Raw genomic sequence first — 20,036 nt, 5'->3', positions numbered from 1 at the left:
TGTTTAGTCCACGCCCACCCCTAAGAAATGAAGGAGCTTTTTCATGTCTGATTTGAACCTGATCGGCGAAGCACGCAACGAATTCGGTAAGGGTGCCGCACGTCGCATCCGCCGTGCAGCCCAGATCCCCGCAGTCATCTACGGCCACGGTGTTGCTCCCTTGCACATCGTTCTCCCGGAGCGCGCAACTGTTCGCGCCATCCGCGCCTCCAACGCCCTGTTGACCGTTACGGTCGATGGTGTTGAGCACCTCGCCCTCGTCAAGGACGTCCAGAAGGACCCCGTACTTCAGATCGTTGAGCACATCGACCTGTTGACCGTTCAGAAGGGTGAGAAGGTCCTCGTTGACGTTCCCGTTCACCTCGTTGGCGAGCCTGCTCCCTCCGTTGTTGTCAACCAGGAAGAAATGACCATCAGCCTCTCCGCTGATGCCACCAACGTTCCGGTTCGCATTGACGTTGACATCACCGGCCGCACCGCCGGTCAGCACATCTACGCTTCGGACCTGGTTCTGCCGGCCGACGCTGCGTTGGGCAACGAAGACATCATGCTGATCGCTCACTTGGCTGAGCAGGCTGTTGAAGCCGAAGCTGCTCCGGCTGCTGAGTAGTCTTCACTTCTTATGAGTGATACATGGCTTGTAGTCGGGCTCGGGAACACCGGGCCCGGCTACAGCCGTAACCGGCACAATATTGGTTACATGGTGGTCGAGGAATTAGCCTCCCGCCATGGGGCCACTTTCAAGACCCACAAAGCTAAGGCCCTGGTGGCGACACTCAGGCTTCCTATCGGTGGGCACAAACTGATATTGGCGAAGCCTTCAGTTTTCATGAACCTCAGTGGAGGTCCGACGGCGTCACTCGCCAAGTTCTATAACCTCCCCGCAGCGAATGTCATCGCCGTCCACGACGAGATCGACATTCCCTTTGACACGGTGAAGCTGAAACTTGGTGGCGGCGAAGGTGGTCACAACGGTTTGCGTGATATTTCCCGGACATTGGGCACCAAAGACTACTACCGTGTGCGCTCCGGAGTAGGCCGTCCTCCCGGTCGCGCGGACGCGGCAAGTCACGTCTTGCGTGACTTCTCAACAGTGGAGAATAAGACCCTGCCGTTCCTGATTGATAACTCAGCAGATGCCGTGGAACTCCTTGTCACAGACGGGTTGCTCGCCGCACAGGATAAATTCCACTAGTAGTGCTGCTATCCTCGAGCTGCATTATTGCTTGACACACCCGCTCTCTTTCACGTGAGTTAAGTCATAATCGCTGTTATAATCTCCCTAGGTTGCGACCGTCTGCATTGGTGCTCCGGTCTCGCGGGTACTTCGTGACCTAGAGGGTGAATGACTATGACCAGCAATTGGGGGATTGGTGCGGCTTCGAGGGCGCGGTGGGGAGAACCGCGCTCACAGCGACGAGCATTAGGCGCAAGTGACAGGCGCCGCTGGTCTTCCTTAGTGCGCCAAGACGATATTGCCATTGTTCAGGCGTATATTGCCGATCCGCAGCTTCATGGTGCCGTCATTCTGGGACCCCCGGGCGTAGGAAAAACCACGTTGGCGCGTAATGTTGCCCAGCGCCTCGAGGAAAGTTCTCACGTCGTCAGCCTTTTTGGTACGGGCGTGCCAACTGAGGTTCCTTATTCCATCTTCACCATGCAAATGGCTAGGCTCAACGCTCGGCAAAGTGGTAGCCCGTCAGCGATTCTTGGCGCCGTGGTCGAGCAAATATTTCACGAGGCAAGCGGCAGACCCATCGTTATTGTACTGGATGAGTTGCCCGGGATAGACACCTTGAGCATGGGCATCTTAATGCACATGATCCTGAGCGGCAAGGCAAAGCTGCTAGTCGTTGCCCGATCCGCGACAGACTTGCCAGAGGACCTCGTCTGGATGGTCAGAGACGGTCTGCTCGCGCAGCAGCGATTGGCGCCGTTTACCAGGGTGGAGGTGCGCCGTTTGCTGGTCAAAGCACTGGAGGGCCCGGTCGCCGAATCTGTTGTCGCAACACTTTTTACGGCCAGCGGGGGAAACCCGCTGGTCCTGCATGCGCTCGTCCACGAATTCCTCAATAGTAGTGTCCTGCGTGCCAATGAAGGTGTGTGGGTGCAGGCAGGGCGCCTGGAAAAAGGGACCGACGATGTCCTTTTCGATCTTGTCGAGTCACGCTTGGCTCGTGAATCGCCGCAGATGCGCATCAACCTGGAGAAATTTTCGCTGCTGAAGAATGTGCCGCTGGCGGTTGCCATTCAAGGACTGGGTTCCGATGAGGTGACAGCTTTGGAAGAGCATGGTTTTATGGCCATCGCCTCAGATCACGGTAGAACCGTGAGCTTCGCCGAACCCTTCGTGGGGGAGACAGTGCGCAATCAGTTGTCGCCGTCGAAGAAGGCTGACTATTTTCGGGAGTTCTCGAGCAATTTTTCCTTTGATGTGGCAGCGCTGAGCCCACAGGAAGTATTGACCTATGCCAGCTGGATGAATGAGGCAGGCCTAGTCATGGAACCGGACGTGGCTGTGGCTGCTGCACAAACGGCGCTGCAGCTCTTTGATCCACATCTCGCCTTGGCCTGCGCCAGGCACGTCCCCCCTGATCATCCCTTGGCCGTCCAGGCCGCCCAAAAGCGGAGCCGCGCCCACTATCTCATGGCCGACTATAGTAAGGCGGCCGAGGTATTAGAGGCCGTTGACAGCTCGGTTCTGGAGACGTTGTCTGTTGCTGACTATGCCGCATGGTCCATGGACTTAGCCACCGCACTTGTCTGGTTACCCGGGACAAGAAACCGGGTGGATGAGGTCCTCTGGGGCGCGGCGTCACGCATCGAAGAGGCATCCGGTGACGATCGTTTGGACGCTGAAAAGTTCTACAACGTCGCTCGCTTTGAGGTGCACGCCAACCGTGGAGAATTTTCCCAGGTGCTTGATGATCTCAAGATTGCCAGTAAGGATCGCTACGACAGGACGTACCGGTTGAATTGCTGCTGTTTGCTCACGATGGCGTTGACGGCGACGGGGCAGGAGCTGGACGCCATCAAACTGTCTCAGGAGATTCTTGAAGAGGCGGAACGCTTCGACGTTGTCTTGAGAATGCAGGGCTGGCAGATGTACGGGAGCATTTTGGCCCACATTTGGAGTGGCCAATGGAGCAGCTGTGAAAAGACTCTGCAACACGGTATCGACTATTCCAACAGCGCCCTCCACTATCAGGCAGGGGTCATCGAGCTTGCCCTTGGGGTACTTTATGCCTTTGCCGGGCGAGATATGGATGCGGCGGCGATTCTGCTGGTTGCTGCGGCTCAACTTGAAGTCAGGAATACCTACACGAGTTCTGAGGTAGTTTATTCAGCCTTAGCGTGTGTCTTTGCACGTTTGGAGGATCCGGATCAGGCCCGGCACTATCTGCAGTTGGCACAGGAATCTGGACCACAAAACATGTGGGTCAACCGGACACTTTCTGACTATTTCCAATCCTTGGCCGCCCACGCGTTGGGTGACGTGGCCGCCGTCGGACGGCTCGCCGCAACCGCTGAGCAAGACCTTTCTGCCGGGCGGGCGGGACCAGCCGCCAGTGGCTTACGTGCCGCCGTCATCTGTGGCGGCAGTGCATTGCTGGAACGCCTAGGTGAGGCCGCGCAATACTGCCAAGGGGAATTGGCAGCCCTTTCGATCGAGCTGGCGAAGGCGGTGCGGGCTCAGGGAGATGATGGTCCCCGTATGGCCCTTGATGTAGCGATGCAGTCACATCGCATGGAACTTGTCGATATGGAGCGGTACGCCACGGAGCTAGCCCTCGAACTTGCGACGACAACAGGTGATAAGAGATTACAGCGGGAAGCGAAAACCGGACTGCGCGGGCTTGAATGGGCGGAAGAGCAGAAAAACGCACAGGGGCCGGGCGTCGTTGCCTTGACTCCTCGAGAGCTGCAAGTTGCCCGTCATGCCATTCGGGGCATGAGCAATAGGGACATCGCCAAGAAAATCGGCGTGTCCGTCCGCACGGTTGAGGGCCACCTCTATCAAGTGTTTGCCAAGTTGGGCATCACCTCACGCACCGAGCTCGAAAAATGGGTCAACCTGTGACGGGCCTCTGGCGGGGCCGGCCGGGAGGACTCAACATGCCGTTTTGCCGGGAGGAGGAACTGGCTGACATCGTCCAAGCCATCAGCGCCGAAGAATGTAGAGCAGTCTTCTTGACCTCCGACAGCGGACTAGGTGCGTCAACCATTCTGCAGAAATTGGCTGAGGCCGCGCAGGGAAATGTTCCGGTCCTCGCGGTGCACGGATCGCAATCGTTGGCGCGTATTCCTTTCGGTGTGCTGGCCCCATTTCTCAACCTGCAAGACACGCCCACGGAAACCTTCCGATTGGGGGTGATGCGTCAAATCCTGTCGACCATCGACGAGCGGCGGGCAAAACGCGGCGGCCCCAAATCCCACAACTCAGATCTACCACTCGTGGTGATCGATGACGCCCACGCCATCGATGAAGGAACAGCAGAACTCTTTGTCAGCCTGGTCAAGTCCGGCACGATCAACATCGTGGCATCTCACTCCAAACGGAAACGAATGCCTGACCCGCTCCCGCAACTGTGGTCCACCGGCATAGCCGAGAATATTATTCTGAAGCCGTTGAATCAGGAGCAGGGCCACACCTTTTGTGAAAGCATGCTTGCGGGCCACGTTACCCCGGCCACGAGCTGGCATTACTGGTCGACGGCGGCGGGCAATCCGTTGTTCTTGTACCTTTTGATCAACGAGGCCGTGGAACAAGGTTTACTCCGCCAGCACGATGGGACATGGGTGGGGGAACCTGCCACGTTAGTGCACGGGCGGCGGCTAGATGATGCCGTCATGGGCATGTTACGCGGACTGACCAGAGAAGGACAAGAGGCGCTGAATCTCGTTGCCTTGGCCGAGCCGCTGGCCGAATCAGAACTGCAACGACTCTTCTCACCTGATGCGGTTGCGGAACTTCTTGCCTGGCCCCTGATAAGTTACCAATCGTCGTCGTCCGAGCACCTGGTGCTGGCCAACCCCATTTATGGACAGGTGATTCGCGAGCTGGTGCCGATCACCCAAAGTCGGGTTCTTCACGAACAATTGATAGGGGACCTGACGGACGACGGCGCACCTAAGGAATCGTTGTTGCGCCGAGTTCTCTGGGCCCTTGAAGTGGGTGTCGAGGTTAGTGATGCGACCCTGTTGCGGGCGGCCGTCCTGGCTACGAAACTCTTCCAATCGGCCACGGCGTTACACCTGGCCGAAGCGATTCGTGGCCCGGATTATCAACTCCGGGCCACGATGGTCAAGGCCAGAGCCAAATATAACCAGGGCGACTACCGCGGTGCTTTCACACTCATGGAACAGCCGCAGCACCCGGCTGATGTACAGGACCTCACGTACGGGGCGTTGCTACGGGCGTCTACACGGTCGGCCCTGGGCATGTCGGTGGCGATGATTCTGGCAGACGCACAGGATCTTCGGAAAGCTGGGGAAGCCATGGCGTTCGCGAACCCCGCAGGAGCCGAAATCATCCTTGCCTACTCGCAAAGTAGCGCCTTGATGGTGGAACTTATGGGGCTCTCGCAGGCTGGGAGATATTCGGAAATGACCGAACTCATGGACCTCCTCTCATCGCAGCAGGGATTGCCTACCGCCGCCGATCGGCTGAACCGAACCATGGCGCTGACCATGGATTCGGAACGGCTGACCGCCCAAGGCTTCCCGGAGCAAGGCGCGCAACGCGCGGCCGAGGCGTTCGCAATAGAGCACTCCGAAGAAAACGAGGTCTTCTTCCTGCCCGAAAACATTATGCTCCGGCATCTGACCGCCATGCTGTGTGCGGGCTACTGGTCAGCCGCGACCGAGGTCATGGATAGCTTCTCCATGGAGGACGGCCCGATCGTGTTTACCTTCGGGGGAGGTGCCAGCGTCGTGCGCGGCATGGCGATGGTGCGTGCCGGGGCTCTGGCGAATGCGCTCATCACGCTCAGGGGTGGTCTTGAATCTCTCCAGCTCAGCGATCCGCAGCAGCTCCTGGGCTACTGCACCGCCATGGCCGCGTATTGCGCCGCGCGCCTGGGGCAGCGAGAGCTGGCTGCCAAGTTGGTTGCAGAACATATCGACAGCACGGGCATGTTTATCGTGCTCGCCCACGAACGGGCCTATCTTGCTGCAACACGTGAACTGTTGGAGCCCGACGGCACAGGCCCGTCCGAGCTGCTGACGCTGGCAAATTTCGCCCATGAATCGAAATCTGCCATGGTCGAACTCAATGCCCTAGCACTCATGCTGGAACTCGGGGATGAAAGCGTTGCCAGCCGAGTGGTCGACGTGGCGTCCGGGGTTGAAGGCCCATGGGCTCGTGGCCTGAGGCAGTACGCGAGTGCGCTGCTTGCCGGTGACGGTGCTGCTCTGACAGAGGCCGGCGAGTATCTAAGTCAGGTCGGGATGCTGGGCTTTGCCAAGCTGTCGCTGAGCAAAGCCGCCGCACTGCTCAGTGGATCAGGCTTAGAGGATCATGCTCACACTGTGCGGCAGGAGCTGCGCAAGCTCTCGGACCGTTCGGGTGCGGCGATTGTGCCCACAAAATCAGTTCAGGGTGGAGCTTTGACCAAGCGCGAGCGTCAGATAGCAGGGCTCGCAGCACAAGGGTTGAGCGATCGGGACATTGCTGAGGAGCTCACGCTTTCTCTACGCACTGTGGAGGGCCATCTGTACCGCACGTACGCCAAACTGGGCATCTCCACCCGCGAGGAACTAGCGCTGTCCCTCTCCGCGGCGGACGGGTTTCCCGAGTACAGAACAGGTATTACGTGAGTACTCGGTGACTCTCTGAGTATGTGAGACAGCGAGAAACAAGTATGGCTCACTCGTGTGGAAATGTGTCCCCTCGGATTGAATCATTACTAGATGTGTCAGAGGGTCTCACATAAGAAGGTCTTACATATGTTCAGCTCTGAATCCGCCGTGGACCAGCACCGTAGCGAATTATCCCCCCGGTTGCCCGAACGCCACACGCCCACCGGCCGCACCTTCATCGGTCGGTTACCTCATATTTTAGAGCTCAGGCGTGCCACGCAGGAGGCTCCGTGGCGCGGGGCTGTCGTCCTCGGACAGGGTGGAATTGGCAAGACGGCACTGATTCAGGAATTTTTAGCAACCGTTCCCGCCCACACAGTGACCGAATATCTGCGCGGGACGGCACTCACAGCCGGCACACCCTATGGCATCCTGGGGCTGCTGCTGGGCAGGAGCGGGCTGTCCGCTGCGCGGCAGCTCTCACTGGCAGAAGTTATGACAGCGCTGTCCCAACGGATGAGGCCCGCGGGCTCGGGAGGCATCCCGCTGGTGGTCGTGGACAATGCAGAATGTGCCGACACGTGGTCGGCCTTGGCCCTCTCGGAACTCGCACGGACCGGAAAGATCCGGTTGATCCTTCTCTGTCGACGCATCACCGGCCTGACCCTAGAATTTTCTAGCCTATGGCGTGCCGGTCAGCTGCTCCGTGTCGAGCTCACGGCCATGACCGCCTCTGAAACCCGCTCACTGCTGTGCCAGGAACTCGAAGGTGTCTGCTCCTTGAGCGTGGCGAATGAACTGTGGCGGCGCTCCCGCGGCAACCCCCTGTTCCTCAAGGCGCTCCTGAATCAAGCCGTTTCCATGGGGGCCGTGACGATGGTCGATGAGACCTGGGTGTGGCACGAAGGCCGCCTCGGCGCGACGACGCCGCTGGCCTCGGGGACCATCAGGCGACTCATGAATGCAGCCCACGGAAACATCGAGATCCTCGAATGTGTCGCCGCTGCCGGAGTTCAGTCTGTGGCAGCCCTGACCGAACGGTTTTCCTGCCCTGAGATCGATGAGCTCCTTGACTTTGGGGATCTGGACTATGCCGGCAGCGGGAAGTTCGCCGTCGTGGTGTCCCATCCCTTCATTGCCAACGCCGTCCCGCCGATATCGGCGGATCAAGAACACCGCGACGGAACCCACCAGGGCGAGTCGGCGATCCGCCTACCGGAGAATCCAGCGACGCTTAGTGATGTGTATCTTGACGCGGAGACCATCAGGCACTGCTCCGAAATCCAGGCGATCGCCGTGGCTGAGCACGCGGAGCAATTGGCCATGACGGGGCGGCAGGATGATGCCCTGGGTATTGCCGAGATGCTGTCCCACCGACTGGGTTTGACGGACATGGCCTCGGTCAGGGCCTCCATATCGGCACCGCTATCCGTTCGGCTTGCCGCTCCGCTCCAGCGCATCTACACGGCGAGCGGAGAATGGAAACTCCTCGAAGAGCTCTTAGCGGCATGTCAGGAACGCGGATTCGACGCGGACGCCGTAGATTGCGTGGACTTCGAGGTAAGCAGCGGAATCATCCAGAGCTATCAAGGAAATTATGGCGCGGGGCTTCAGGAACTGTCCCAGGCATCAGCCCAGCTCAAACAAGCGGATCGGCCGGGGTGGCAGGCTCTTGCCTCCCTAGGCGAGTACGGGGCCACGCTCGCTCAGCAGAAGTCAGACGAAGGAGTCTCTCACCTGACGCGCCGGATGACCTCAGAGGAACTGACCGCACTGGAGGGAATGCTCGCTTCCGTTCTGGCGGACCGCACAATTCCTACCCTTCTCGCCACACTGGTCCAGTGCCTGCTTCTGGAACAAGTACCGTCTCACACACGGATTCCCGACACGCTGTGGCTCTCAAGCAATTTCGCAGTGGACCTGAGCCTCCCCGCACCCACGTCGCTGCAATGCATGCTGTTTCTGGCCGCACGGCTGGACGAGGGAGGCGCTGAACGCAGCGAAGAATTGATCATGGTGGCCGGAACACAGCAGGGAGCGCTGGCCGAGACCCTTGGCATCTACGCCAAGGGGGTACTCAGCCGAGACAGTACCGTACTGGTACAGGTGGTTGAACGGGCATGCCGACTCAACCACTTCGCGCTGTCGGCCCGCGCGGCTGAGAAGGCACTGAGCTTTGCCTCACCGGGATGTGTCCGCAGCATTCGGAGGCAATTGCAAAGACTTGTTCACCTGCCCGCCGACCTATCGGAGCCGGCACATGAACTAAGCGCACGACTCACCGAACGCGAGGAGTCAGTGGGGCTGTTGGCCGCCGCCGGCGCCAGCAACAAGGAAATCGCCCATGACATGGGCGTCTCTGTTCGTACGGTCGAGGGTCATCTGTACCAGGTCTACGCAAAGCTGCAGGTCACCAGCCGCGTCGAGCTTTCCCCCCTACTGCGGCAGGATGCCCAGTGAATAATCCACGGGCGGAAATACTTGAACGCGTCCTTGGGGAAGTGACCAATCCGAGTCTGGCTGGATGCCTTGTGAGGGGCGGCGCAGGACTTGGGAAAACCATGATGGGGCAGGAAGTTGAGGCTGCCCTCGCGGGCAGGATTCTGGTGACTTGGCTGAGCGGGCAGCGGCTTCTGTCGGGGCAGCCCTTCGCTATCTTTGAGTCGATCTTGCCGGGCATTCCGGCAGTCGTGGCGGCGGATCAGACAACCGCTGGCATGAGTATCGTGCAAATGTTGTACACGGCTCTACTCGACCGTGGGGCGGAGTTAGGTCAGGAGAGTCTTCTCGTCGTTGACAATGCGCAGTGGTTAGACCGGGATAGTTGCGCGGTGGTGGAGCAGCTGGCGGTGTCCGGCGCTGTTCGGATCCTGTTGCTTTGCCGTCCCGGAGACAACGAAGTGGCGCAGAGCCCGCTCTTTACCGATGACACCCTGTTTGCCCAGCATTGGATTCCTTTTCTCACCCCGTCCGAGGTCGTCGGTATCTGCGAGCGCCGCCTCGGCGGGAAAATTGTTCCGGGAGCCGCGCTGGTGCTCGGTCATGCCTGCGGTGGTCATCCCTTGTTCCTGCGAGTCATGCTGGATGCGGCAGTTGAGCTGGGAACGATTGTGCGGCATGGGAATGTTTGGGTTCTTACCTCTGCGGCGACCGACATCTCTAGCCATGTTGCCGATCTTTCCCTGGACCTCTTGAAGGAGTACACGGAGGCTGAACAAGGCATTCTTGAGGCCATTGCCCTAGCGGAGCCATTGTCCGTGGCCCTCTTGCACCGGCTGTTTCCGGGCGAGGGATATGGGGCGCTGATCCAATCGGAGTTCATTCGGCTGGCCCCGGGGGCATCCTCGACGGTGGAGTTTACGGCTCCTATCTTCGGACAGGTCCTGCGGCAATGTATCCCCGTTGGCCGCAGCGTTTCGATCCGGCGGCAACTCGTGGAGGCTCGGGCGCAGGTCTCGCTTTCGAGCGAGGCGCTTATGCGGCACATCGCGTGGAGTTACGACTGCGGCGTCCCCGTGTCGGATCGCTCTTTGCTTCACGCTGCGCGGCTCGCCAACTCGCACGAGGAGCCGCAACTTGCCTTGCGTCTGTGTGTGGCGGTGAACGATTCCGGGTATGTTTTTCGGGCCCGGCTGGAGGGTGTACTGGCAAGAATCAAGCTGCACCAAATATCCGTCGCCAAGGCTCTGCTGGAAGACTTGGTGACCATGGTGACCACCGGGGAGGAATGTGATGCCCTTGGTGCATTGGGTGTGATGATCTTGGCGTTGGATGGCTATCCGGCCGACAGGCTGGAGATTCTCGCGCAACGCTGGCGCCAGCACTATCGAATTCTTGGTCTTGACGATTGTGCCGGGGCGGATCTGGTACAGGCGCTGGTCATTGTTCGCTCCGGATACCCCCTGACAGAGGGTCAGCATGAGCGGCTGCTGTCGATGGCGGCCGCTGAGGGGCAGATCGGGCTTCAATGCGCGGCAACCGCATTGCTGGCCCATGCCGCCGTCCTCCGGGGCGATCATTGTGGTGCGGAACGTGACTTCACCCGAGCTAGGTCGCTTCTGGTACGACACCTCGGATGGTTGGGGCTATTCAACAACGTGCTCCTGGGTCAGCACATGCTCTTCCTTGCCGAGCTTGGCTACCCCGATCGGGCCCTTGAGATAGTCCATGAGCGACGTGCCGCGGCCGTGGGACACCCGGCGGCCAGCGAGATTCAGGGACTTTATGAGTTTGTACGGGCCTTGGCCGCCATGAGTCAGGGCAGGCTCCGCCAGGCTGTGGCTGGTTTCGATGTTGCCATCGGCGCCCTAGCCGAATCGGACCCCGTGTACGTCCTGCCATATGCGCTCTCGCAGGCGGCCTACGCCAGCTATTTAGTTGGAGACTCAACGCGGGCCAGGGACCTTGCCCGGCAGTATCACCAGCTCATCGACGACGACGCCGTCCCCATCTTGTTGGTGGCCAAAGCTTGTCTGGTGGTTGTCGAGGGCACGTCGCGGCGTGGCAGCTTCGTGGCGTTAAATGATTTAGCCGAACAAGCCCGCGGCTATGGGGCGGCCGCCGTCGAACTGGCCATCCATAAGGTCTTGATGCAGGCAGGATGCTCCGATTACCTGGAGCGGATACTGGACATCGAGATCGTCAGCACCGGCCCTGTAGTCCCCATGATCAAAACCATGGCACGGGCGCTGATCTCTGAGGACGCCGAAATGTTGGAAGGTATTGCGGATTTCCCCGGGGCGGAGAGCAATACCCTGCTCGCCGCCGAGGCTCTCGGTCACGCTTTGGAGCTACATCGTCGCCGCGGGAACCATGACGGCCGCGCGAAGGTCTTGGCACAACTGCGAGGTATGGAATTTCCCTTCCAAGCGACGGGCAGCCCGGCCATTGCCGTGCTGGCGAGCGCGGCGGAGTTGAGTGCACGGGAATCGGAGATCGCGGTTCTCGTGCACCGACGCTTCTCGAATCGGGATATTGCCGAAAAGTTCACGCTCTCACAGCGCACCATCGAGGGCCACCTCTATAAGATCTATTCGAAACTCGGCATCAGCAGTCGTGAAGAGCTCTATGAACCGTGGCTGCCTCAACTGCTCGCCACGACGGGTAAGTAGCTGTTCCCAAGGCTAGGTATGTGCGTCTCGACCCCCAAGTAGCAGCGGCGGGAAGGGGTAGAGATTACTCGGGACGGGGCCGGAAGCCGCCCTTAGGCTGACAAGTAGACGGACACTCTTGACGGTCCGCCGAACAAGCGATGGCTAGGGGGATCAACGATGTCACAGAAGGAACTTTTACCGACCGTGAAGCTCTCCGACCTGGCCAAGATTATTGCCCACCGCTGGCTGGTCATAGTGGTCACTCTTGCCTGCTGCGTGAGCATCGCAGCCTTTTTGGGCATGGCTGCACCAAAAACGTACACGGCCACCGCAAGCCTCACGGTGTCGCCGATTACCACCAACCCATTTTCGAGTGCCGCAGTGAACCAGCAAATCAACATCACCACGGAACGGGCCATTCTGGCCTCCGGTGAGGTGGCCGCGTTGGCCGCGAAGGATCTGGGCGAGAAGGTCACCCCGGGAACCTTGCAGAGCAACTCCGAGACCGCGGCACCGTCAGGGTCGCAGGTACTTCAGGTAAGCGTGACGTTGCCGGACGGTCAGAAGGCCGCGGACCAAGCCAACGCACTGGCGAAGGCGTACCTGCAGTTTCGCTCGGAGGGAGCAGCCGAGGTCGCCGCTGGCTACATCGAGCAACTTGATGCCCGCATCAAAACCCTGACCGATCAGAGCGTTCTTAGCGATGGGCAGCTGCAACAACTGCAGGACCTCATGCAACAGCGCACGTCCCTCATTCTGGCGTCTGCGACCCCGGGGCGCATCATCGGCTACGCCACGTCCTCATCGGGGCAGTCGTCGATGAGCATACTCGTGTTCCTAGCGGCCGGCACTATGGGTGGCCTCCTGCTCGGAATGGGGTTGGCGCTACTGCGGGAACGGACGGACCCGCTGGTTCGCCGCACCGCTCGACAGGGCGCGTTCTTTGACAGCGAGCTGGTTCGCCTCAATGACGACGATCAGGAATCGGTGCGGTGGCTGGTCCGCAACGTCAGAGGCCTGGGTTCCCGCCAGCCACGGCAGCACACCACCTTCGTCGGAATTATTAGTCTTCCCGGTGGCGGCCCGGCCGGGCTGGCCTGGTGGCTTGCGGAGCTAACTCAGGCCCATAAACTCAATGTCGCCACCGTCGTAGCTCATGACATTTCCCAGGAATCCATCGATCTAGGCTGGCCCGCTAGGAGTAATCCCGAGCAATGGATTCAACACGATGTCGTCTATGTGGAGATAGACAATAAGCTCACCGGTACCCGACTGGCCGATCTGGCCGAGCGTATGGACATGCTGTTTGTGATCTCGGGGAAGTCGACTCGACTCAAGCACCTCAGGGCGACCATGACACTGATCGCGGGCATGCCACAGGAGCGGATTAAGCCCATCTACTACGTACCAAGCCGGAAGAAGAAGACCTCGCGGCGGAAGTCCAGGAAGCCTCACATTCCGGTGCGGTATGTACCGCCGGAATCGCGGCTTGATGGCCGTGCGAATCAAAAGAACCTCGAACCGGGTCATGAGCTCGATTCGTCCGCTCCACGCGAGGCTCCTCGAGGCGTTCTCGTCCCACAAAGGCTCAAGAAAGGAAATTGATTCACAATGAAAATTGTTCTTGTCTCATCGGCCGGAGGCCATCTAGCACAGCTGCTGCCACTCGAACCCTGGTGGAGCAAGCATGAACGGACATGGGTGTCCTTCAAACTGCCGGAGGTGGAATCCGCGTTAGCCGGGGAAAAGGTCGTGTGGGCGTATTTCCCTACCACCAGAAGCATCGTCAATGCGACGAGGAACTTCTTCCTAGCCTGGCCCACCCTGTTGAAGGTGCGCCCCGATCTGGTAATTTCCGACGGCGCCGGCGTCAGTGTCCCCTTCTTCCTGGTGGCCAAGGTTCTACGCATCAAGACCGTGTACCTTGAATGCTTTGATCGAGTCGAAATGCCCACCCTCAGTGGCCGGATTTGCTACCCCATGTCCGACATTTTTTGCGTCCAGTGGCCGCAACAACTGCGTAGCTATCCGGACGCAATCAATTTGGGACCTGTTCTGTGATGTCGGAGGGGAGGCAGCCCTTCGTGGTCGTTTCCTTGGGCACAGATCATCATAAGTTTGACCGGCTCATTGACTGGATCGACCAATGGATTCTGGACCGTAAGGAACCCGTCGATTGCCTCGTGCAGCGAGGATTCAGCAAGGAACCTCGTGTGGCGAGGTCGGTCGAACGCATGCCACGGGAGGAACTGCTTGAGTTGTACAGGCGCTCTGATGTCGTGGTGGTCCAAGGCGGACCTGGATCCATCCTGGATGCCCGTGAAGTTGGGCGCATCCCGATAGCCATTCCCCGCCGAGCCGATCTTGACGAAGTGGTGGATGGTCATCAGCGCTTGTTTACCTCGCTCATGGTCGAACAAGGCGACGCCATCATGGTCGAAGATTACCCCCAATTCATTACTCAACTCGAGCAAGCGCTCGCCGCGCCCGACACTGTGGCTACGAGTCCCCGGATTGCTCGGCCGGACCTGGCTACCGACAAACTTGAGGCGGCGCTCCTGGCGGGCATCGCCGATCATGACAAGGGCCGAGTCATGCGCCGGATCAATCAACTATTGCATGCCAGGGAATCCCACACGCACGGTTCCTAGAGGAGTGTCAGTATGAGTACGCAAGACCTTGAAGCCGGCAAAGCAAAGCACCGGGCCCAGTCTCCCGAGAGTCAGAAGCACGGGCCCGTCAACATCTTCTCCATCCAAGGCGGCTTAGGAAACCAGCTCTTTGAATGGGGGCTTGCCCATACACTGGCGGCCAGCGGCGGCCGGGTCGCCTTTGACACCGTGCGGTGCCGTGGAAACCGCCCCCTGGCCATCGGGGGCCTACTCCGAGGGTACGAGCGCCTGCGCAAACCTTGGGGATATGCGGCCGTGCTGGCTCATAAGAGCGGACTCTTGACGCGGACTGCGCCGCTCGCCAATCAGCTCCGCTTGGTCTCGGAATCGGGCTTCTCTCATGACCCGCACTTGGTAGATCGGCTCCTGACTGGCGATCACGGGCGAAATTATGTGCTTGGCTACTTCCAATCGCCCAAATACTTTGCGGGACAAGAAGACGCCGTACGGACTGTTGTTTTGGGCTATCTTGAGAGCATGTTGACGCCGGCGGGAGTATCGAAGACGCGGGAGTTGTCACAGACGCCCGGCACCGTGGCCGTGCATGTACGCCGCGGTGATTACGTCAACAATCCGGTGGCCGCTGCCCACCACGGAAATCTGCAGGGCGACTATTACGCACAGGCGTTGGAGCTGGTCCGCGACCTCGGTAAACACCGGGTCATGTGGTTCAGTGACGACACCGAGTGGGTCAGGAACGAGCTCGCACGAGCAGAGGACATCGTGGCCACCCCGGCCATGATGGCCGGGATGACGACGGCCGCTGGTGGCGAGATTGCGCTCATGGCTGCCTGCTCGAGTCGTGTGATCGCCAATAGTAGTTTTAGCTGGTGGGGCGGGTGGTTAGGACAGCCGGCCAGCGAGGAATCGCCGATCATCGCACCCCTCCAGTGGATTGCCGGGAGCGGTGACACCGCTCCGGATCTGGTCCCAGAGCAGTGGGTGCGGTTTTAGCCCAGCCCCAACCTCACCCGGAACCGCCACACTAGGGCCGCATACACCGCGGTGAGCACGGTCAATTCAACTGCCAGATTGAACCCTGTTGGGGAGAAGCTCAGACGGGCCAGACCTAAACCGGCGCCGTAGACGCTCAACGGAAGCGTTGCCGACAGCGCTACGGATCGCAGGGGAAGCCCGAGATGAAGGAAATGATGGACTTCCCAGGCCGCCAGCCCAGAGTCGACCAGGACCGCCGCGGCCCAGGAAATGGCGGCGCCCGGTAAACCAAGGATGGGAATCAGCGTCAAATTCCCGATGAGTGCAACAGCTAAGGCCGCTAGCTTGTTATTGACCTGCCACCGGCTCCGGCCCGACATGAGCAGGACACTCTGCACGCCACCGACTAGGACCGTCAATGCCATCGCGATCGAAATGATGACCATGGCCGGATATCCGGCCACAAAATCCGGACCAAACAACGTCAGAATCGTTGGACCGCCAATGAGCAGCAGCAGATAAAACGGCCAGGCAACCAGCAGCAACACCCGTGTCGACATCAAATAGATGGCGCGGGCCCGGGCTTGATCCGAGAGGGCAATGGCCGCCCCCAACATGGGTCCCATCACAATACGGGCGCTGTGGTCGGCCATCTGGCCCAATCTCAGACAGCGATTAACCACTCCGTAGACCCCGGCCGCGGCCGGTCCGAGGAACACACCCACTAGGATCACATCAATCCACTCCAACACAATCTCCACGAGAGATCCGGCACCCCGCCCTGCGGCGAAAGACCAGAAAGACTTTGTCGGGTGCGCCGTCGTCCCAGCGGTCCGGGATTGGAGGGATCCGGCGGCACTCGACTGGTAGCTGCGATAGATGTGGAACATGTAACCCGCGGAGATGACGAGTACCAAGGCTACGGGAATCACCCAGGCAGCTGCGAGGGCCACCGTCCCGAGGCCCAGAAGAATCACGGCTGCCACGGAGGCGAATCGTAGAGACGGAAGAAACACGTTCTGCAAGGTGGTGTAGACGCCAACCCTTCCGAAACCGCGGAGACCTCCGAACATGGCAGTCGACAGTGACCCCGGAATGATGAATATGGCAAGAAGCTGAATGAGTTGCTGGGCCTGGGCGTCGTGGAAAAACGTGGCCAGCATGGGGGCAAGGAACCACAGTGTGCCTGCCAGGACGCTGGAGATGATGAAGACCGGTATCAGGGCCACGGCAATCGTCCTGAACACGTCGGCTCGGTATCCGAGGGTTAGCTGTGCCGTCAGGAATTTGACGAGGGCCGTTTCGGAGCCGAAGGCGCAGGCCGTGGAAGCTATGGCAAAGAACGCCAGAATTTGGAAGAAAACCCCGGCTCCGCCATCGCCCACGGTGTTGCTGACGAAGAGGGTGGTTCCGAACGCCACGGCGGCGCCGAAAATTACTGTCGCGAAGGTTCGGATGCTTGATCGGGTGACGGTCTTCCGATCGCCCTGGAACACGATGGGTTGAGTCATGCCGACCGCTCGAGGTTTTCCCCGTACGCCCGTGCCCGCAGCAGCACGGTCATGGTTAGGCCGACGACGCTCATCTGCATGATGTCTAGGCTGTAGTAGGGGATGATGGCGACGGTTGTGATGAGCACACCGTGCAGCCACAATCCCGTGGTTCCAGGAGCCGACCACGTACGGATGATGCCATTGCCCAGGAACAACAAGAAGAGGCCCAATCCGACGAAGCCAAAGCTGAACATCAGCATCCAGATATACCCCTGGGTGCCCAGGGAGATGCCGATGGTTGCATCCATCCGGGGTGCACCGTAGCCCACCCACGGTGAGTTGAGGACCGCGGCCAGGGTGGCATCGTAAATGCTCAGTCGTCCGGAGGTGCTGTCACTATATTGTTGCCGGCCCAGAATATCTCCCAGAGCGCCTGAGATCAGCAGGGCTCCCACGACGCCGGCGATCGCCAAACCCAATCCCGCCACCTTGATCAGCTGTCCCCGTGCGGCTACCCGGAGCAGGACATATGCTGTGCCGACCGCGAGCCCGAGAAGCATGCCACGGTTACTCGTGGCGAGGGCGGGTAGGAAGGAAAGTGCGATGACAGCGAGAATCCCAATTTTAACCCACCAACGCCTTGCTTGCAGCAGCAGATACACCGCACAGGGTGTCAACAAGGCAAAGGCAACGCCCCAGCTATTCGCGTATGGGAAGGGTGCGGCGGGTCGATTGAACGGTTCCGGCGCTCCCCAGGGCTGCTGAATTTCCGCGAGGGGAGGGAACACGAGATCGTAGACGAGGGGGTTTTTCAAAAGGCCGCCCGGGAGTATCTTGCCGATCGGGGTGAGTAGCCGATACTCGGGCCACATCATGGCGAGGAGCCCCAAAACCACCACCGTCAACCAGACGACGCCGATACCGGTCATGACCTTCTGTGCCGGAAGGGAACGGCGGGCATTGACGTAGTACACCATGTACACCCCGACGGCCATGAGATTTCCCAGACGTTGGGCATACCCCAGGGCCGTTCCACCATCGGGGAGATTTATGGCCGCAACACACGCCCAGGCGAGAAAGGCGAACCACGGCAAGAGCCCGGGAACCAGCGTCACATTCCCCCGGCACACAAGTAACGCCAGCATGATGGCGGCTAGTCCGATGGGAGCAAAGGGGGCCGCACCGAACGCCCACCACACAGGAAAACCGGCCAGCAGGACGAGCATCGGCCAGGCAGGCAGCCCGGAATCGGTAGGAGACAGGGGAGGTGTATGGCGGATCTGTGCCCGCGCGCCCGGAACCGTCCCGAAGGACTTGGCGTTCATAGCCCGCGGCCATGTCGGTTGACGGCATCCAGGAGCGTCTGGGCGGGGACACACCCCATGGCCACGAGTAATGCGGCGTAGGCTCGTGGTTGCAACGGATTGTGGTGCAGTGCCGAACGAATCCACGTCAAGGAGGTGCGGCGCTCGCCGACCGCGGCCAAGGAAAAGGCCACCTGAGAGGCGATGCGGGACGTACCTTTGGGTGATCGTTCCAACTCGGGGAATTTGCGCAGGATATAACTCAATCCCGCGGCCATATCCTGCCACTTGCCAGCGAAATGTGATGGCCGATCCCAGCGCACCGTGACAAGGGGGTACGGGACGGCGTAAACATCACCAAAGCGGGTAGCCCGAAGCAACAGGTCGTAGTCCTCCCCGTAGGAGCCTGGGAGGAGCTCGTCGACGAGCCCGATCCGTCCAAGAAGGTCCTCGCGGCGGTACAACATGGTGGAGGGGTGAACCGCCGTGACCCGGGATGCCAAAAAATCCTCGAATCGAATGCGTTCCGGTGGTAAGCGTTCCGTTGTCCCCGACTCTGAGCGGACACAAATGCCCCCCGATATAGCGATGGCATCGGGTTGGTAAGCCCACAGTTCCAGCTGCTCTTGCAATTTGGGTGGCGCCCAGAGGTCATCGTCGTCGCAAAAGCCGATGATGGTCCCGGAGGCCGCCAGAATTCCAGTATTTCTCCCGCCTGCCAGACCTTTGGTTCGCGCATTGTGCATGAGGTGCAGGGTACGATTCGCGGGGACAACGACGTCGGATAGGGGGTCGATGTTGCCGCCGTCGAACACGACGAGGATTTCCACGGGGCCGAGGTAGGTTTGCGCCAAGATCGCCCGCACCGCGTCGCGCAACATGTCGGGCCGGCCGATCGTGGCAATGACGACGCTGATCAGGGCGTCGGGAGTGGGGCGTACATGCTCGCTCATGAGGTGCTCCTTTCCGTGAGGGAGAGCATCCGAAATTTCCGGGTCATGGACACGATCGAGGTCAGGGTGTTGGCCGCAAACATGAGCAGATAAAAGCCGAGGAAGAGCGGTGCGAATCCCCAGATTAGAAACATCCAGCACAGGATTCCCGTATCGGTGTGCAGCATGACTAGGGAACGTGCCACCGATCCGCGGGGGACCGGGGCCGAGGGTGACGGCGCCGCCGTGGGGCGTAGCAGTTGTTCGGCCAAGATTTGGCTCATGAAGTGGCAGGTGGAAACCACGCAGTACAGCAGTGGCAACCACCACTGCCAAGCATCGGATCCGTAAAAGTGGATGAATCCAACGGCGACGCACAGGTGCACGGCAGGGGTCCTTGCGGAGTCGATGACGTGATCGAGCCATTCCCCGGCGCGGCTGCCCGTGCCAGTTACCCGGGCCACCTGGCCATCGGCCGAGTCCAGCACATATCCCGCGGCCAGCAACACCGCTACAAGCAGGCCGGTCAATGGCGCCACGGGGAGCAGCAGGAGCAAAAGTAGCCCCGCAAGGGAGACGACGGCGCTGACGGCTGAGACCATATTGGCGCTCCAGCCCCAAGAGGCACACAGCGCCGCAACACTGCGAGCTAACCCGCGATTGATCCAGCGGGTATACGCGGGGACACCATGGCCAGGTTTCTGAGCGAACCGCAGTCGCGCCGAAATGCCACGATAGCTCGTGTCGGCTCGTTCTGCCGCCGCCCTACCTGCGGTGTACTGTTCCATGATGTCCCCCACGATGC

General features: G+C 60.0%; 14 protein-coding genes. 10 read left to right on the top strand and 4 right to left on the bottom strand.

Annotated features, from left to right (window positions below; translation table 11 throughout):
• Positions 1-43 precede the first annotated feature (43 nt).
• From CVS30_RS16055 to CVS30_RS16010, 10 genes are all read left to right on the top strand, one after another.
• Complete coding sequence (locus CVS30_RS16055) at positions 44-610, top strand: 50S ribosomal protein L25/general stress protein Ctc (RefSeq protein WP_110486571.1); 567 nt, start codon at positions 44-46, stop codon at positions 608-610.
• Positions 611-622: 12 nt separating this feature from the next.
• Positions 623-1,195 (top strand): aminoacyl-tRNA hydrolase, encoded by a 573-nt coding sequence (gene pth / locus CVS30_RS16050; RefSeq protein WP_110486570.1) that lies wholly within the window; start codon positions 623-625, stop codon positions 1,193-1,195.
• A gap of 264 nt (positions 1,196-1,459) precedes the next feature.
• On the top strand, positions 1,460-4,081 hold the full coding sequence (locus CVS30_RS16045) for a LuxR family transcriptional regulator (RefSeq protein WP_181419833.1): 2,622 nt from the start codon (positions 1,460-1,462) through the stop codon (positions 4,079-4,081).
• A 35-nt stretch (positions 4,082-4,116) separates the two neighbouring features.
• A complete protein-coding gene (locus tag CVS30_RS16040; RefSeq protein ID WP_181419832.1) occupies positions 4,117-6,819 on the top strand; it encodes a helix-turn-helix transcriptional regulator in 2,703 nt (900 codons plus the stop codon).
• Between the two features lie 129 nt (positions 6,820-6,948).
• Positions 6,949-9,261, top strand: coding sequence for a LuxR C-terminal-related transcriptional regulator (locus CVS30_RS16035; protein ID WP_181419831.1), 2,313 nt, complete (start codon positions 6,949-6,951; stop codon positions 9,259-9,261).
• 101 nt (positions 9,262-9,362) lie between these two features.
• Entirely contained in the window at positions 9,363-11,912 is a 2,550-nt protein-coding gene (locus tag CVS30_RS16030; RefSeq protein WP_110486566.1) for a helix-turn-helix transcriptional regulator, read from the top strand.
• A 186-nt stretch (positions 11,913-12,098) separates the two neighbouring features.
• Entirely contained in the window at positions 12,099-13,499 is a 1,401-nt protein-coding gene (locus tag CVS30_RS16025) for a Wzz/FepE/Etk N-terminal domain-containing protein (protein WP_181419830.1), read from the top strand.
• A 6-nt stretch (positions 13,500-13,505) separates the two neighbouring features.
• Positions 13,506-13,955, top strand: a complete 450-nt coding sequence (pssD, locus tag CVS30_RS16020; protein ID WP_110486564.1) for a PssD/Cps14F family polysaccharide biosynthesis glycosyltransferase — start codon at positions 13,506-13,508, stop codon at positions 13,953-13,955.
• Positions 13,956-13,978: 23 nt separating this feature from the next.
• Positions 13,979-14,545, top strand: a complete 567-nt coding sequence (locus CVS30_RS16015) for a glycosyltransferase (RefSeq protein ID WP_181419829.1) — start codon at positions 13,979-13,981, stop codon at positions 14,543-14,545.
• Positions 14,546-14,557: 12 nt separating this feature from the next.
• On the top strand, positions 14,558-15,520 hold the full coding sequence (locus tag CVS30_RS16010) for an alpha-1,2-fucosyltransferase (protein WP_110486562.1): 963 nt from the start codon (positions 14,558-14,560) through the stop codon (positions 15,518-15,520).
• Here the strand turns inward: CVS30_RS16010 and CVS30_RS16005 are convergent.
• From CVS30_RS16005 to CVS30_RS15990, 4 genes are read right to left on the bottom strand one after another with little or no spacing between them, the layout of a single operon-like run.
• Positions 15,517-17,013, bottom strand: a complete 1,497-nt coding sequence (locus tag CVS30_RS16005; protein ID WP_110486561.1) for an oligosaccharide flippase family protein — start codon at positions 17,011-17,013, stop codon at positions 15,517-15,519. The two genes, CVS30_RS16010 and CVS30_RS16005, sit on opposite strands and share 4 nt — an antisense overlap.
• The gene (locus CVS30_RS16000; protein WP_110486560.1) at positions 17,010-18,320 is read right to left on the bottom strand and encodes an O-antigen ligase family protein; all 1,311 of its coding nucleotides are present in this window, start codon (positions 18,318-18,320) and stop codon (positions 17,010-17,012) included. The genes CVS30_RS16005 and CVS30_RS16000 overlap by 4 nt, the downstream gene beginning before the upstream one ends.
• The gene (locus tag CVS30_RS15995) at positions 18,317-19,252 is read right to left on the bottom strand and encodes a glycosyltransferase family 2 protein (protein WP_110486559.1); all 936 of its coding nucleotides are present in this window, start codon (positions 19,250-19,252) and stop codon (positions 18,317-18,319) included. The genes CVS30_RS16000 and CVS30_RS15995 overlap by 4 nt, the downstream gene beginning before the upstream one ends.
• Complete coding sequence (locus CVS30_RS15990; protein ID WP_110486558.1) at positions 19,249-20,019, bottom strand: CDP-alcohol phosphatidyltransferase family protein; 771 nt, start codon at positions 20,017-20,019, stop codon at positions 19,249-19,251. The genes CVS30_RS15995 and CVS30_RS15990 overlap by 4 nt, the downstream gene beginning before the upstream one ends.
• Positions 20,020-20,036 lie beyond the last annotated feature (17 nt).

It is taken from the genome of Arthrobacter psychrolactophilus (assembly GCF_003219795.1).
Classification (GTDB): Bacteria; Actinomycetota; Actinomycetes; order Actinomycetales; family Micrococcaceae; genus Specibacter; species Specibacter psychrolactophilus.
The sequence above is the reverse complement of the archived record's forward strand: the minus strand, read 5'-3'. Positions and strand labels throughout refer to the sequence as shown.